At 67.0% G+C, this 14,102-nt stretch carries 15 protein-coding genes; 6 read left to right on the top strand and 9 right to left on the bottom strand.

The window, feature by feature from the left end:
• Window positions 1–42 precede the first annotated feature (42 nt).
• The 3 genes from V7Q39_RS13495 to V7Q39_RS13485 all read left to right on the top strand — a co-directional run bounded on the left by V7Q39_RS13495 (window position 43) and on the right by V7Q39_RS13485 (window position 3,341).
• Window positions 43–2,214: a ParB/RepB/Spo0J family partition protein gene (locus V7Q39_RS13495; RefSeq protein WP_333817115.1), complete on the top strand. Its 2,172-nt coding sequence runs from the start codon at window positions 43–45 to the stop codon at window positions 2,212–2,214.
• A 98-nt stretch (window positions 2,215–2,312) separates the two neighbouring features.
• Complete coding sequence (locus tag V7Q39_RS13490; protein WP_333817114.1) at window positions 2,313–2,786, top strand: hypothetical protein; 474 nt, start codon at window positions 2,313–2,315, stop codon at window positions 2,784–2,786.
• 390 nt (window positions 2,787–3,176) lie between these two features.
• On the top strand, window positions 3,177–3,341 hold the full coding sequence (locus V7Q39_RS13485; RefSeq protein WP_007803240.1) for a hypothetical protein: 165 nt from the start codon (window positions 3,177–3,179) through the stop codon (window positions 3,339–3,341).
• 148 nt (window positions 3,342–3,489) lie between these two features.
• Here V7Q39_RS13485 and V7Q39_RS13480 read toward each other — a convergent pair whose 3' ends face one another.
• The 8 genes from V7Q39_RS13480 to V7Q39_RS13445 all read right to left on the bottom strand — a co-directional run bounded on the left by V7Q39_RS13480 (window position 3,490) and on the right by V7Q39_RS13445 (window position 11,270).
• Window positions 3,490–4,191 carry a VIT1/CCC1 transporter family protein gene (locus V7Q39_RS13480; RefSeq protein WP_333817113.1) on the bottom strand — a complete coding sequence of 234 codons (702 nt, stop codon included), beginning with the start codon at window positions 4,189–4,191 and terminating at the stop codon, window positions 3,490–3,492.
• Window positions 4,188–6,068, bottom strand: coding sequence for a heavy metal translocating P-type ATPase (locus tag V7Q39_RS13475; RefSeq protein ID WP_333817112.1), 1,881 nt, complete (start codon window positions 6,066–6,068; stop codon window positions 4,188–4,190). Before V7Q39_RS13475 ends, V7Q39_RS13480 begins: the two co-directional genes overlap by 4 nt.
• Before the next feature lie 5 nt (window positions 6,069–6,073).
• On the bottom strand, window positions 6,074–7,054 hold the full coding sequence (locus V7Q39_RS13470; protein WP_333817110.1) for an FAD:protein FMN transferase: 981 nt from the start codon (window positions 7,052–7,054) through the stop codon (window positions 6,074–6,076).
• The gene (locus V7Q39_RS13465) at window positions 7,035–9,242 is read right to left on the bottom strand and encodes a PepSY domain-containing protein (protein ID WP_333817109.1); all 2,208 of its coding nucleotides are present in this window, start codon (window positions 9,240–9,242) and stop codon (window positions 7,035–7,037) included. The genes V7Q39_RS13470 and V7Q39_RS13465 overlap by 20 nt, the downstream gene beginning before the upstream one ends.
• A 12-nt stretch (window positions 9,243–9,254) precedes the next feature.
• A complete protein-coding gene (locus V7Q39_RS13460; protein ID WP_333817107.1) occupies window positions 9,255–9,722 on the bottom strand; it encodes a DUF2271 domain-containing protein in 468 nt (155 codons plus the stop codon).
• Window positions 9,723–9,782: 60 nt separating this feature from the next.
• A complete protein-coding gene (locus tag V7Q39_RS13455; RefSeq protein ID WP_333817106.1) occupies window positions 9,783–10,169 on the bottom strand; it encodes a hypothetical protein in 387 nt (128 codons plus the stop codon).
• Window positions 10,170–10,336: 167 nt separating this feature from the next.
• Window positions 10,337–10,972 (bottom strand): cytochrome b/b6 domain-containing protein, encoded by a 636-nt coding sequence (locus tag V7Q39_RS13450; protein ID WP_333817105.1) that lies wholly within the window; start codon window positions 10,970–10,972, stop codon window positions 10,337–10,339.
• Window positions 10,965–11,270 (bottom strand): PepSY domain-containing protein, encoded by a 306-nt coding sequence (locus tag V7Q39_RS13445; protein WP_333817104.1) that lies wholly within the window; start codon window positions 11,268–11,270, stop codon window positions 10,965–10,967. Before V7Q39_RS13445 ends, V7Q39_RS13450 begins: the two co-directional genes overlap by 8 nt.
• Window positions 11,271–11,422: 152 nt before the next feature.
• Here V7Q39_RS13445 and V7Q39_RS13440 point away from each other — a divergent pair, with 152 nt between their 5' ends.
• Together V7Q39_RS13440 and V7Q39_RS13435 are read left to right on the top strand one after the other, a co-directional pair.
• Window positions 11,423–12,082: a response regulator transcription factor gene (locus V7Q39_RS13440; RefSeq protein WP_333817103.1), complete on the top strand. Its 660-nt coding sequence runs from the start codon at window positions 11,423–11,425 to the stop codon at window positions 12,080–12,082.
• Window positions 12,079–13,422 (top strand): ATP-binding protein, encoded by a 1,344-nt coding sequence (locus V7Q39_RS13435; RefSeq protein ID WP_333817102.1) that lies wholly within the window; start codon window positions 12,079–12,081, stop codon window positions 13,420–13,422. The genes V7Q39_RS13440 and V7Q39_RS13435 overlap by 4 nt, the downstream gene beginning before the upstream one ends.
• A 101-nt stretch (window positions 13,423–13,523) precedes the next feature.
• Here V7Q39_RS13435 and V7Q39_RS13430 read toward each other — a convergent pair whose 3' ends face one another.
• Entirely contained in the window at window positions 13,524–13,844 is a 321-nt protein-coding gene (locus tag V7Q39_RS13430; protein WP_333817101.1) for an H-NS histone family protein, read from the bottom strand.
• A 90-nt stretch (window positions 13,845–13,934) separates the two neighbouring features.
• Here V7Q39_RS13430 and V7Q39_RS13425 point away from each other — a divergent pair, with 90 nt between their 5' ends.
• Window positions 13,935–14,066 (top strand): hypothetical protein, encoded by a 132-nt coding sequence (locus V7Q39_RS13425; protein ID WP_333817100.1) that lies wholly within the window; start codon window positions 13,935–13,937, stop codon window positions 14,064–14,066.
• Window positions 14,067–14,102: the final 36 nt, after the last annotated feature.

Genomic DNA, 14,102 nt, shown 5'->3' with positions numbered 1-14,102 from the left:
ATCGGGAGAGTGGCTTCCGGCGCCCGTCGTGGAGAAGATCTGATGGCGAAAGTTGTCCAGAAAGTCACCCTGTCCCCCTCGCGGGACATCCCCTTCGACAAGCTCGTGCTGAGCCAGTCCAACGTGCGGCGCGTCAAGGCGGGTGTGTCTGTCGAAGAACTGGCCGAGGACATCGCTCGCCGCGGGCTCCTGCAGAGCCTGAACGTCCGGCCGGTGCTCGATGCCGATGGAGTCGAGACCGGTACGTTCGAGATCCCCGCCGGTGGTCGCCGCTTCCAGGCGCTGTCGCTGCTGGTGAAGCAGAAGCGGCTGCTGAAGACCGCGCCGATCCCCTGCATCGTGCGGGATGCTGCTTCGGCGATCCTGCCCGAGGACGACTCGCTGGCCGAGAACATGCAACGCGTTACCCTGCACCCGCTCGATCAGTTCCGCGCATTCCAGGCCCTGCGCGAAAAGGGTCAGGGCGAGGAAGCGATTGCGGCGGCCTTCTTCGTCACGCCGCAGATCGTCAAGCAGCGCCTGAAACTTGCCTCCGTGGCCCCTGCCCTGCTCGAGGTCTATGCTGAGGACGGCATGACGCTCGAGCAGCTGATGGCTTTTACGGTGAACCCGGATCATGCGCGTCAGGTCCAAGTCTGGGATGCGGTGAAGAACTCCTGGAACAAAGAACCCTATACCATCCGACGTATGCTGACCGAGACCTCGGTTCGGGCCTCGGATCGTCGCGCTGTCTTCGTCGGTATCGATGCCTATGAGGCAGCGGGCGGCGCTGTGCTGCGCGATCTCTTCCAGGGCGATGACGGTGGTTGGCTCGAGGACCCTGCCCTGCTCGACCGGCTGGTGGCTGAGAAGCTTCAGGCGGAAGCCGAAGCGCTTTCCTCTGAGGGCTGGAAGTGGATCGAGGTCGCGACCGACCTGCCCTATGGCTACAGCCACGGCCTGCGGCGTCTCGCCGGTGATCCGGCGCCGATGACCGACGAGGAAAGCGCGACCCACGCGACGCACCTCGCCGAGTATCGGGCGCTGGAGGAAGAATACTCCGGCCAGGACGAATTCCCCGAGGAGATCGACGCGCGGCTCGGTCATCTCGAGATGGCGATGGAAGCGCTCGAGCAGCGGCCGCTGATCTACGATGAGGCCGAGATCGCGCGCGCGGGCGTCTTCGTGACGCTGGATCGGGACGGCAGTCTCGCGGTCTATCGCGGCTATGTCCGGCCCGAGGACGAGCCGCGCGAGGAGACCGCGGTCCAGGATGGTGATGGCGCGGATGCCATGGGGCAGGGGGGTGATGTCGGTGTTTCCAGCTGGAAACCGTCAGCCACCTCCGCTGGCGGCACCATCGTCACCTCGGGCGGTCAGCCGATCGGCGCGGACCTCTCTGAGGAGGAAGACGACGGCGCGTTGAAGCCGTTGCCCGAACGGCTGGTCATGGAGCTGACCGCCCACCGGACCCTCGCACTGCGCGAAGCCATCGGGCGCTCACCGGAGGTGGCGCTGACGCTGCTGCTTCTGAAGCTGGTGACGGACACCTTCCGCACCTCTTCGGCTTCGGGCAGCTGTCTCGAGGCTTCGGTTCGCCACGTCTACATGTCGGCGCAGGCGTCCGATCTTAAGGACAGCGTCGTGGCCAAGTTGGTCGACGAGCGTCACGCGGCCTGGGAGGCCGATCTGCCTCTCGGCGATGATGCCGGCCTCTGGGACTATCTGACGCTCCTCGACCAGGGCAGTCGTTTGGCCCTTCTGGCGCATTGCCTCAGCTTCGGGATCAACGCACTCCATGAGAAGGTGAACCCCTATGGGGCGGGCATCTCCGCCAGCGGTCTGACCCGCCGGCTGGCGCATGCCGATCTGGTGGCCCGCGCGGTCGATCTCGACATGGTCGAAGCGGGTTGGGAGCCGACGGTCGATGGCTATCTCAACCGCGTGCCTAAGGCCCGAATCCTCGAGGCCGTGCGCGAGGCAAAGGGGGAGGGCACCGCGCAGCTGCTCGACCATCTGAAGAAGGGTGAGATGGCCACAGAAGCCGAGCGGCTTCTCAAGGGCAGCGGGTGGCTGCCCGAGGTCCTGCGCCGGGCCGATCTGGTGGCGTTCGACGGCGAGGCGATCGCGGAAGGGCAGGGGGAGGACGCGGGCGAGCCCGAGGATGTCGATCTCCCGGCCTTCCTGACAGCCGATCTGCCGGACAGCGCTGCGTCGATGATGGCGGCGGAGTGATCTTAGCCATCCGGGGGCGGGGAAACCCGCCCAAATCTCACAAAATACAGCAATATCAATATGATGAATGCGGATACTCGCATTCGAGATGAGGAATCATGTCTGCAACAAACATCATCGACACAGCCCCTTTGGGGGCGCTGATCCGCTACACCGACGGCAGTCCCAAGCCGCCGGCACGGTTCACCAAGAAGCTTGCCGCCTGGGAGCGATCGAACGGAGTCGGCCGTCTCGTGAAGAAGGAGCCGCCGAAGGTCTATCCGACTTGGACTGCCCCTGCTTCATTCACGCTGCACGAGGGCAACTTCTCTTCGGATGGGGTGATCCTCGTCACCATCATGCGCAGTCATTCGGCGGACAGTCGTCTGGTATTCGAGGTGGCCGAGGAACCGAAGCCGGGGCAGGTGCGCGTGCTGCTCGATTTCGGTGGAAACACCGAGCTTCTGCATCTGGCGGAGTCCGTTACCGCGGCCGAACTCTGGATTGCGCGGGAGGGCTATCGCAATGCGCGGCTCGAAATCGTCGGTGCCGAGGACGGCGATAGGGCAGGGGGCGCGGATCTGGCCGCCTGAGCCCTGACAATGCGTGAGGGGCATGCCGAAGGGGCGTGCCTCTCACCGACCACACCCTCGTCCCGCGATGACGCGGGGCGCCAGAGGATCCATCCCCAAAAGACGGAGGTCTTCAACCAAGAGCCTGCCCGGGAGGCTGGCGGCGTTCCAAGCATCAGCGGGACAACCAGCTCCTGACGTTGGGGCACCATCCCCCGCTCGCCATTCCCTTCCTTGCCCCGAATCCCGTCTTCGAGATCAACCCGCGAGGGGTCGGACTACGGGCGAGCCCGTGCCGCCGGGTGGATTCGGACGAGCCGAACGCACCCGGTGATGTCAGCCAGTCTTCGGGCCTGCGGGGTCCTGTCGCGCGGGGGATGGTCCCCCGCCTCCCAGACAGGAGCCAAACAGATGTCCCGCAAAGATGCACACGCCTTCGCCGCCTCCCTTGCCGCCACGCTCATGGTCTCAATCGTCGTCTTCCAGGCAGGGGATGGAACCTTCGGCGCCGTCCCCGCCGATGAAATCGACGGCGACGAGGTCGTGATCGTCTCGGAATACGATCCCTTCGGGTGAGGCTTCGGCCTCACTTCCAGAGGGCCCGGGCGCGGCGCAGTCGCGCCTCCGGGCCTACCTTTGGCCGCGTGATCGGCGAAGCCGATCCTAGGAACGCAGCGCTGCAAGCTGCCTTTGCCTGTAGTCTCATCACTCCAGGCGGTTTTTCTTACCCGACGGTGACCCCGAAGATCGATCCGACCAGCGCGGTCGCGGCCATGGCAAGGGCGCCCCAGAACGTCACCCGGACAGCGCCTCGCAAGACACCGGCGCCGCCAGCTGTTGCGCCAAGACCGCCTAGGATAGCGAGCGACAGTAGCGTCGCGATAGCCACGAAGGGGACGATCTGCGAAGGTGGCGCAAGCATGGCCACCAGAAGCGGGACCACCGCCCCCACGGCAAAGGTCATGGCTGACACGAGGGCCGCCTGGATGGGATGGGCGGTCACCGTCTCGGATATGCCCAATTCGTCGCGGGCGTGGCTACCAAGGGCGTCGCGCGCGGTCAGTTGGACCGCGACCTGTTCGGCCAGATCGCGGGTCAGCCCGCGCCCCTCGTAGATCCGCGTCAGTTCTTCCAGTTCCGCCTCGGGCGTTTCGGCGAGTTCCTTCTTCTCCCGGGCCAGATCGGCCTGTTCGGCATCGGTCTGCGAGCTGACCGAGACGTACTCGCCCGCCGCCATCGACATGGCCCCGGCGACCAGCCCGGCGAGTCCTGCGATCAGCACCTCGGTCCGGCCCGTACCGGCTGCGGCGACGCCCACGACAAGGCTTGAAGTCGAGACGATCCCGTCATTCGCCCCCAGCACGGCTGCGCGCAGCCAGCCGATGCGGTGCACCATATGGATTTCGGAATGGGAAAGGCGGCTCATGCGGGAATTCCTTCAATACGGGTTTGCGGTGCTGTAAGGCCCGCGGGAGAAATGCGCAGGGCGCGCAGCGCGTTCAGGATGACGGCGACGTCGATGGCCTCTTGCAAGAGCGCGCCCTGAACGGGGGTCAGGTAGCCAAAGGCTGCAGCGATCATGCCCAGAACCGACAGGCCGATGCCTGCGACCACGCTTTCGAGCGCGATCAGGCGCGATCTGCGCGCGATCTCGATCCCCGGCGCGATGCGGTCCACCCGGTCCACCAGCAGGACCACATCGGCCGCCTCGGCGCTGGCCGCAGCCCCGCGCGCGCCCATGGCGACGCCCACATCGGCGGCAGCCAGCGCGGGCGCGTCGTTGACGCCGTCGCCCACCATCATCACAGGGCCGTTCTTGTGTTCGGTCAGGACGAGCAGCACCTTTTCGTCTGGCGTCAGCCCCGCGCGGATACCTTCGAGACCCAGCCCTTCCGTGACCCGCGCCGCGACCTCGGCCCGGTCGCCCGTAGCCAAGAGGATGCGCGCAACCCCCTGCCGCCGCAGGCTGGCCAGCATCTCGCCCGCCCCCTCGCGCAGCGGGTCGGACATGACCAGATGCCCCGCCATGCGGCCATCGACGGCCACGGCCACCATGACCGACCCTGCCGCCAGTTCCGGGTGCTCCCCCGCCAAACGGCCCACGCGCCCCGCGACGAAACCATCGCCCCCGACGATGACTTGCCGTCCGTCGATGAAACCGATGACGCCTTCGCCAGGGATTTCGGCCACATCTTCGGGGATGGGTAGGGTGAGCCCCCGGTCCCTTGCTGCAGCCACGATGGCCTGCGCGACGGGGTGTTTTGATGCCTGATCGAGCGCCGCCGCATAGCGCAGGATGTCGTCAGCCCCCATGCCGTCATGGCTGTCGATGCTGACGATCTGGGGGCGCCCGTCGGTCAGCGTGCCGGTTTTGTCCAGGATCAGCGTGCGGATGCGGGCCATCGCCTCCAGCGGCTTTGCACCTTTCACCAGCACCCCGAAATGCGCCGCCCGGCTCAGCCCGGCCACCAGCGCCACCGGCACGGCCAGGATCAGGGGGCAGGGCGTCGCCACGACCAGCACCGCCACCGCGCGGATCGGATCGCCGGTAAACCACCATGCGGCAAAGGCGATGGCAACGGTGACGACCAAGAACCCCAGCGACCAGCGATCTGCCAGCCGTGCCATGGGCGCCTTTGACGCCTGCGCCTCTTCGACCAGCCGGACAATCCCGGCATAGGTGCTGTCCTTCGCCTCGCGCGTGGCCATCAGATCAAAGGCATCACCGGCATTGGTCGATCCGCTCATCGCCTCAGACCCGCGGTCGAGCCGCACCGGCAAGGCTTCGCCCGTCAGCGCCGATGTGTCGACGAAAGCCGCGGCGGATGCGATGCGCCCGTCCACCGGCACGACATCGCCTTGCCGGATCAGCAACCGGTCGCCAGGCGCGATGTCTTCTAGTGCCACCTCCTCCAGCCCGCCATTGCGGTGGCGCGTGGCGGTGCGGGGAACGCGCGACAGAAGATCGCGCATCTCGCGCCGAGCGCGTCCCTCGGCAAAGTTTTCGAGGAATGTGCCGCCCGAATACATGACGGCGACCACGGCGGCCGCAAGCGTCTCGCCAAAGGTCAGAGCCGCCGACATGGACAGGGCGGCCACGATGTCGAGCCCCACCTCGCCGCGGGCAAGGCTGCGGATGATCTCGATCACAAGCGCCGCCAGCACGGGGACAACCCCCGCAAACCACGCCGTTTGTGCAAGTTCCGTGCGCCCGCTGAAGTGCAGCCCGAGCCCTGTCACCAGACCTGCAAGGGCGATGACCAGGAGCAGGGTCTTGAGCCGATCTGTTTGAGCATGATCCAAAGGTGTCAATCTCCAACGGCCGGGGCCGTCGCCGCGGACTTGCTCGAAAATAGTTTGCCAACGCCAATGCCTTGAACGACACCCGTATCATCGCGCGTCAGGAACAGCGCGTCGAGCCCCGCCTTTCGCGCAAGGCCTGGGCCTTCATCGACGCCCGCCACCATCAGCGCCGTCGCCCAGGCATCCGCCTCGGCGCAGGTGGGGGCGATCACGGTGACGGATGCAGGGGGCGCGAGAAGCGGCGCACCGCGCGCCGGGTCCATGGTGTGGGACAGATCGCGCCCCTGCACCGTCACCCAATGGCGATAATCGCCCGAGGTGGCGACAGAAGCATCCTGAAGAGTCAGGATGGAATGGGGCGCGCGGCGGTCGCGCTCGGGCGCCTCCACCGCGATGGTCCAGGGGGTGCCGTCCGGGCGCAGGCCCAGGGCGCGCATCTCGCCGTCGATGCCGACGAGGGCGTCAAGGATACCGCAGGCTGACAGGACTTCGGCCAGACGATCCACCCCGTAGCCTTTGGCGATGCCGTTCAGATCCAGAGCGATGGGGGCCATCTTGCGCACCCGGTTACCGTCAAGCTCCAGCACGACATGCGCGGCGCGGTGGGGGGCCTGCATCGCGCCAAGAATGGCCTGCGGATCGGCGGCGGCGGGTCCGAAGCCCCACGCCCGCACTGCGTCACCCTGACCGATGTCAAAGGCCCCGCCCGAGGCGCGGCCGATTGCCAGCCCGATGGTCAGCACCCGCGCCAGATCCGACGGGATGTCCTGCCATGCCCCCACCGGCGCGGCGTTCAGGCGCATCAGGTCGCTGTCGGGCCTCCATGTGGACATTTGCGCATCGACCGTATCGACCGCCGCCTGAAGCGCGGCCTGCACCAGGTCGGGGTCGAATCCTGGCGGCGCAAAGAACAGCGCGCTCCACCGTGTGCCCATGGTCGGGCCGTTCAGGGCGTGGCGGACAGGTTCAGTAGACATCTTCGACATAACGCCCCCCAGCCTTGAGCATCGCGGGCGTCAGGCCCATGGGTGCCAGGATATCCTCGAGCGCGCGGGCCACGCCTTGCGCCATCTCACGCCCGCCGCAGACCATGACCCGTGCGCCGTTGCGGATCGCTTCGGTCACCTGCATGGCTTCGGCGCGCAGGGCGTCCTGCACATAATGCGGCCGCGCCCCACGCGAGACCGCGGTGGAAAGCTGCGTCAGCCGCCCTTCGGCCTGCCATTCCGTCAGATCGTCGCCATAAAGGAAGTCGCTGTTTGCATGGCGCATCCCGAAGAACAGGTGCACCGGACGACGACGGGCGTTGGCGCGAATGATCCCGGCCAATGGTCCGATCCCGGTGCCCGCCCCGATCAGGATCAGTGGTGTCCGGCCACGGCCCGCATGAAAGGCCGGGTTGCGACGCAGGAAGGCCTGCACGGCGTCACCTGGTTCCAGCGCCAGCAGCTGGCCGGAACACAGGCCGCCTGGGTGCTTCTTCACCACGATCTCGACGAACCCGTCCCGGCGGCCCGAGGCGAGCGAATAGAAGCGCGGGACGGTGGAGCCTTCGGGCAGGATGCCGAGAAGGTCGCCCGCCTGGAACTGTGCGAGACCCCGGCCTGTCAGCCGCGCCCAAAGGGTCGCCTTGGGCAGGGCAAAGCGCAGGACCGCGGTCGGGGCCTGCACCGCCTCGCCATAGTCGCGGCGCGAGATGAGGGTCAGGCCTTGCGCCTCGGGGCGGGCGGGCTGGTGATCAAGGTCGAGCGTCAGCCCGATGGCCTGCCCCAGTGCCCGGCCCCAGCGGGCGAAATCCTGCGGCGATTGGCGGTCCACCGTGTCGAGGCGCAAGAGGGTTGCCCAGCCTTTGGCACGGGCGGCGGCCTCCACCTCCGCCGCAAAGGCGCAGAAGGCCGGGAAACTCCGGTCACCAAAGCCCAGCACGGCCAGCGGGGCGGTCGGCGGCGTCGTGATCCGCGCCAGCCGGTCAAGGAACCCACGGGCCGAAGCAGGCGCGTCGCCTTCGCCGTAGGTGGCGGCGAGGATCAGGAAGCGGTCCGCCTTGGGGTGGCGGGTCGTGTCGAAGGCGGACATGGGTGACACATGCACCGCCTGACCCGCATCCCGCAGGGCGCGCGCCAGCGTCGCGGCAAAGCCCCAGGTGCTGCCCCCTTCGGAGCCGACAAGGATCACCGTCTGCGCCCGGCCAGCAGGGGCATTGTCGCGCAACCGGGGCCGGCCCCGCCGCCCGGCAATCCAGATCAGCGCACCGGTCGCGCCCATGACCGGGACAATGAGTGCGATCAGGCCGAGGATCAGCCCCAGGACCGCCGCCCCCTGACCGGTGTGCAGCATGTAGATGGTTTCCGAAACCTGCTGCCACAGCGTCAGGTCTGCCCAGGACAAAAGTTCGCCTGTCCCCTGATCGATCAGGCCGGTGCCCGTGTCGGTCGCCAGCGTGAACACATCCTGCGCATCGCCTGCATAGGGAAAGGCCAGCTTGCGCAAGGCGCTGACCGGCACATCCTGCAGCGCTGCCATCTGTTCCAGCGGGAAGGCAATCTGGCCACTGACCGCTGCAGGGTCGGCCGGGCGCGCCGCGCCATCGGGCAAAAGGTCAAAGGTCGAAGCCGTCATCCACAGCGCCGTCGCCGCCGACAGGGCAAGGCCCAGAACCGCGACACGCGCCAGTTCCACATGCAGCCGCCCCGCCAGCGGCCCGCGCAGCCGCGCGAACCAGCGTCGCCAGCCGCCCGTGCGCCGCGCCACCAGCGCCGCCCCCGACAGGGCCAGCACCAGCATCGCCGCCGCTCCCGCAGCCATGACCAGCCGCCCGGCATCATCCAGAAACAGCGACCGGTGCAGGTTGGTTAGCCAGCGTTCCACCCCGTTCGGATCGGCCGAGCCGACATCGGCGCCGGTCGCGGGGTCAATCATCGCCGACCCCGGCGTGCCGCCCTCGAACCACCAGGCGGTGATCGTGCCCGAGGGGGACCGGCGGATTTCCTCCAGCCCCGGATGGGTCGCGGCCACGCGGGCGGCCAGATCGGCCACGCTCTGCCCCGCCACCGGCTGCGGTGCGGCCAGACGTTCGGCCGCAGGAAAGACCGACAGCGCCGCACCGCTGAGCGCGAGGACGGTCACAAGGACAAGGGCCAGAAGCCCCGGCCAGCGATGCAGCACGCGGATCATCGGGCCGTCCCCTTACTGATAGACGAAGCTGGAAATGTAGCGGCGGCCCTGAACGGCCGTGCCCGCGCCAGCACTGGTCAGGGGCACCGCGATCTCGTTCGGGCTGTCGCGCATATCCTCGACCGCCGCGTCGATATGCAGGGTGTAGCCCGCATCGAACAGGGCATCGGCCAGATCGAGCGTGATCTCCAGCGTCCGGCCCGCCCCGACACTGGCACCCGTGATGCCGTTGATCTGGGCAGGGTCACCCCCGGTGGCGGCATACCAGTCGCTCAGGTGTTCGTAGTATTTCGACTTGCCGCCCGCCATCCACAGGCTGCCGACATAGGCGCCCGAGGCATCGGTAACGTAGAGCGCCAGGTAGGCGCCATCGCCGCCATAGTTGTTCATCGTGGTCGTCAGCGTCACGGGCCGGGCCATCGCCAGCCCCGGCAGGGTCAGTGCGGTGGTCAGGGCAAGGGTGGCGAGAAGGGATTTCATCGGATGTCCTTTCGGTGATGGTCTGCGCCCCGCACGGGGCAGGGCGCGCGATGGCCGGGATCAGTTGGTCACAGCCACGGGCGGCGCGCCGTTGCCGAAGAGCCCGTTTGCCGGAGGTGCGACGGTGCCTGCAGGAGCAGGGTTGCCGAGAGCGCCGATGCAAGCGTCATCATCGTCGTCGTCGTCGTCGTCGTCGTCGTCGTCGTCGTCGTCGCAGTCCTCGTCGTCGTGCCCGCGACGGATCCATCCGCCGTCGTCATCATTGTCATCGTCTCCGCTCACACGGATGAGGGGCACGGTCTGGTCGTCGGCACTGAACACAGCGGCGCAAACGCCGCTGCACGCGCCTTGGGCATTTCCCTGGACCTGCATCGCCGCAAGGGCAGGCAGGCCGAGTGCCACTGCGAGCGCCGTCGACGCGAAAAGAAGGGAAAGTCGGGATGTCATGGCGTTGTCTCCTTGGATCTGATGCTGCCAACCTGTCCCCCGGACCTGAGCGGTTCCTGACGCCGCCCCGCTTTCTGCTTCAGCTTGGCGTCAGGAAGAAAAAGGCCCCGCCGGGAAAGGGCGGGGCGAGTCGGACCACTCGGGACAGACGTGGTCGGGGAACAGGGTCAGGCGATGTCGCCGGGCTCCGGGGCGCGCTTGTCGCCGGTGATCATGGCGCGTGCGAGGTTCTCGCGGTGGCGGATCGAGGCGAGGACAACGCCACCGACATGCGCCGCGACCAGGAGAAGCATCAGGTTGGCCAGCGTCTCGTGCACCTCTTTCAGCGGGCCTTCGACCTCGCGTCCCTCGCCATACTCGGCGCCATCATCGTCGGCCCAAGCTGGGGCCACGATTTGCGGCAAGGCGGGCAGCATCGCCACTCGCTCCGGTTCCGCCATCAGCCAGCCTGTGAAGGCCGTGCCCGACAGCGTCAGCATCAGCGCCACGATCATCGCCGCCCCCGCCGGATTGTGGCCGAGGTAGCGGCGTTCTTGCCCGCGTAGCATCCAACCCAGATAGGCGAGCGTCGCCGTTGGGCCTTTCACAAACTTCGCAAAGCGGGCATAGCGGCTGCCGGCAAATCCCCAGATCAGCCGGAAGGCGACAAGGCCAGCGACCGTGTAGCCCGCAACTTCATGGACAGGCTGCACCTCATCAGCGGTCAGCCAGGCCGTAGCAAAAGCGGCCACGAGGCCCCAGTGAAAGACGCGGACCAGAGGGTCCCAGACGCGCATGGTCGCGGCGCTCTTGGTTTCAGTCATGTTCTTGCCCCTCGCGTTCATCGCCGTCGTCATCCTCGAACTCGAACTCGACGATCTGCAGCGTGCCGGGATGCAGCTTGACCTCAATCGCGCGGCCCGTCGCGTCGCGGCCATCGATCTCGTAGCAGCCGTCGTCGATCTTGATGCGGCGGACCTCCCAGCCTTGCGCGATTGCGAACTCGGCCACCGCCTCGCGGGGTTGCCAATCGGCCATCGGCACGAAGCAATCATCGTCAGCCAGTGCGGCACCGGCAGGCAGGGCCGCCAGAAAAGCAAGAATTGTCAGGGTCTTTCGCATGGGCCACACTCCGGATTACGGCCAGTCTGGATGATGTGATGCGCGCCGAAGCTGACGGCAGCCTGAAGACGGCTGAGCCAGGGCTTCAGCCTGCTGTCAGGAGAGAGGGTCAGAAGCAAACCAACCCGGGGCCGAAGGGACGGCAGAAGACCATGCGCATAGTGCTGATCGAGGATGACATGGTTCTGGGGGCCGCCGTGCGCGACCAGATCGCCGCTGATGGCCATTCGGTCGACTGGGTCCAGCGGCTGGACGCCGCCGCCGACGCCATGGCCGGGGCGAGCTTCGATTTAGTGCTTCTGGACCTGATGCTGCCCGATGGCCGCGGCATCCCGTTCCTGCGCCGCCTGCGGGCCAGGGGAGATGTGACGCCCGTCATCATCCTGACCGCGCTCGACCAGATCAGCGACCGGATCGAGGGGCTGAACGCAGGCGCCGACGATTATCTGGTGAAGCCCTTCGACCTTGCCGAACTGTCTGCCCGCATCGGATCGGTGGCGCGGCGCTATTCGGGTAACCCCAACCCCATCGTCACCCACGGGCCGCTGGAGATCGACCTTGCCGCCCGCAGCATCCATCGCGACGGCCGCCCGGTTACCCTCACCGCGCGGGAATGGGCGCTGTTCGAGGCCTTTCTGTCCCGGCCCGGGCAGCTTCTGTCCAAGGCGCAGCTCGAGGACAAGCTCTATGCCTTCGGGGCCGAGATCGAAAGCAACACGATCGAGGTACATGTCAGCCGCCTGCGCAAGAAGCTGGGGGCGGAGGTGATCGAGACGGAACGCGGCCTCGGCTACCGGCTGGGCCGCGCATGAGGGCGCCGCGCAGTCTTCAGGGGCGGCTCGGGCTGTGGCTGGGCGTGGCGCTGACGGCGCTTTGGGTGCTCGCGGCCAGTGTGACGGCGCTGATCGCGCGGAGCGAGATCGAAGAGGTGTTCGATTCCGCCCTGCAGGAGACCGCTCAGCGCATCTTGCCCCTGGCCGTCGTCGACATCCTCAATCGCGAGGAGGCGGGCATCAGCCAGCGCCTTGCAGCGATCCGCGAGCATGACGAGTTCTTCACTTACATCATACGCGACGATCAGGGGCGCATCCTGCTGCAATCCCATGCCGCCGACCCGGGCGCCTTTCCTGCCTGGGATGGGATCGGGTTCCACCAGACCGCAACGCATCGGCTTTACAGCGACGAGGCCGTGCAAGGCACGATCCGCATCACCGTCGCCGAGCCGCTGGACCATCGCGCCAGCGTGGCGCGCGAGATCCAGATGGGACTTGGCGTGCCGCTCCTGATCGTGCTGCCGGTGGCGCTTCTGGCCATCGTGCTGGCCGTCCGCGCCAGCCTTGCCCCCCTGCGCCAGTTCCGCGACCGGTTGTCGGCGCGGGGCGCGCGCGACCTGAGCCCCGTCGCCAGCGCCGATCTGCCCACCGAAATCGCACCCCTCGCCGACACGATGAACGGCCTTCTGGGGCGGCTGGACGCGGCTTTTGCGGCGGAACGCAGCTTTGCGGCCAATGCCGCGCATGAACTGCGCACGCCTTTGGCCGGTGCCATCGCACAGGCTCAAAGGCTGCAGGCCGAAACGCGCGACACAGACGCCAAGACCCGTGCGGCCGAAATCGAGGCCACCTTGAAACGCCTGACTCGCCTCTCTGAACGCCTGTTGCAACTGGCGCGCGCTGAAGGTGGTCGCCTTCGCCGCGACGTCGCTGCCGATCTTCGCCCCGTGGCCCGACTGATCGTCGACGACCTCGCGCGAGGGGTCGAGCCTGGGCGCATCCTCCTCACGCTTCCGGCAAGCCCCGTCATGTCGGATCTGGACCCTGACGCCTTCGCGATCGTCTTGCGCAACCTGATCGAGAATGCCCTGCGCCATGGCCAAGCCGAAGCTCCGGTGGAGGTCTCGCTTGCAACTGATGGAACGCTGATCGTCGCCAACGACGGCCCGGTCGTGCCCGCCGAAGATCTCGCACGCCTGACGCACCGGTTCGAGCGCGCCCGGTCCGATCGCGAGGGCAGCGGTCTTGGGCTGGCAATTGTCGCGACGATTGCCGAGAGGTCTGGCAGTCAATTCGAACTCAGATCGCCTCGCGAAGGCCGGGCTTCAGGGTTCGAGGCACGACTATCACCGACCGGAACACGCGTTCTGAATTCCTAGCGAGAATGGATCAGGCTTTACGCCTTGATTCGAAGGCCTTTCTCGCGCGCAGTACTCGGCTGGTTGCGTATCGACCGAGTGGCCAACGCATTTGGGCTTGATCAGTTGATAGCCAAATCGGTCGCGGTCTTCCCCGCCTCCAATGCCTCCACGAACCACTGCGGTTTGCGCCCCCGACCCGACCAGGTTAGTGCCGGGTTCTCAGGGTGCCGGTACTTCGCCGCTGCCGGTGCACGGGTGATTTTCGTCTCGGGTCCGACAAGTTCTGCCAGAGAATAGCCCAGGTCCCGGGCGAATGCTTCCACCCTAGCGCGGGCTTCCGCCTTCTGCCGATCCTCGAACGTGGAAATCGCTTTGGCGACGTCCTTCTGCATTTTCTTCAGCTCGCCGAGCGACAGTGCCTCGAGATCGAAATCAGCCATTGATGCGGTCCGTGTCCTGAATGTCCCGGTATCGATAGCCCGTCGTGGCAGGGTGTCGCAACTCCCGGAAGGCAAGGGCAGGGGTGGCAGATGCTGGTGATCGCAGTTTTCGTCGCCAAAGAGGTGCTGAACTGGGGGGCAGGCTGTCCCGATGGGCAAGGTGACAGGGTCTGGCTTGGGCTCCCCGCGCATCTCTGTCTCCTGGGCCATCCCTTCGACTGACAATCCCCTAATCCCGTTCGGGCTCTCGCGCGCAAC

Source organism: Tabrizicola sp. (assembly GCF_036781545.1).
In the GTDB taxonomy this organism is placed as follows: domain Bacteria; phylum Pseudomonadota; class Alphaproteobacteria; order Rhodobacterales; family Rhodobacteraceae; genus Tabrizicola.
This window is presented reverse-complemented; position numbering and strand designations above follow the sequence as displayed.

Coding starts and splice junctions, on each gene's coding strand:
- V7Q39_RS13495 (WP_333817115.1), top strand. CDS start 43: ATGGCGAAAGTTGTCCAGAAAGTCACCCTGTCCCCCTCGCGGGACATC.
- V7Q39_RS13490 (WP_333817114.1), top strand. CDS start 2,313: ATGTCTGCAACAAACATCATCGACACAGCCCCTTTGGGGGCGCTGATC.
- V7Q39_RS13485 (WP_007803240.1), top strand. CDS start 3,177: ATGTCCCGCAAAGATGCACACGCCTTCGCCGCCTCCCTTGCCGCCACG.
- V7Q39_RS13480 (WP_333817113.1), bottom strand. CDS start 4,191: ATGAGCCGCCTTTCCCATTCCGAAATCCATATGGTGCACCGCATCGGC.
- V7Q39_RS13470 (WP_333817110.1), bottom strand. CDS start 7,054: ATGTCGAAGATGTCTACTGAACCTGTCCGCCACGCCCTGAACGGCCCG.
- V7Q39_RS13465 (WP_333817109.1), bottom strand. CDS start 9,242: ATGATCCGCGTGCTGCATCGCTGGCCGGGGCTTCTGGCCCTTGTCCTT.
- V7Q39_RS13460 (WP_333817107.1), bottom strand. CDS start 9,722: ATGAAATCCCTTCTCGCCACCCTTGCCCTGACCACCGCACTGACCCTG.
- V7Q39_RS13455 (WP_333817106.1), bottom strand. CDS start 10,169: ATGACATCCCGACTTTCCCTTCTTTTCGCGTCGACGGCGCTCGCAGTG.
- V7Q39_RS13450 (WP_333817105.1), bottom strand. CDS start 10,972: ATGACTGAAACCAAGAGCGCCGCGACCATGCGCGTCTGGGACCCTCTG.
- V7Q39_RS13445 (WP_333817104.1), bottom strand. CDS start 11,270: ATGCGAAAGACCCTGACAATTCTTGCTTTTCTGGCGGCCCTGCCTGCC.
- V7Q39_RS13440 (WP_333817103.1), top strand. CDS start 11,423: ATGCGCATAGTGCTGATCGAGGATGACATGGTTCTGGGGGCCGCCGTG.
- V7Q39_RS13435 (WP_333817102.1), top strand. CDS start 12,079: ATGAGGGCGCCGCGCAGTCTTCAGGGGCGGCTCGGGCTGTGGCTGGGC.
- V7Q39_RS13430 (WP_333817101.1), bottom strand. CDS start 13,844: ATGGCTGATTTCGATCTCGAGGCACTGTCGCTCGGCGAGCTGAAGAAA.
- V7Q39_RS13425 (WP_333817100.1), top strand. CDS start 13,935: ATGCTGGTGATCGCAGTTTTCGTCGCCAAAGAGGTGCTGAACTGGGGG.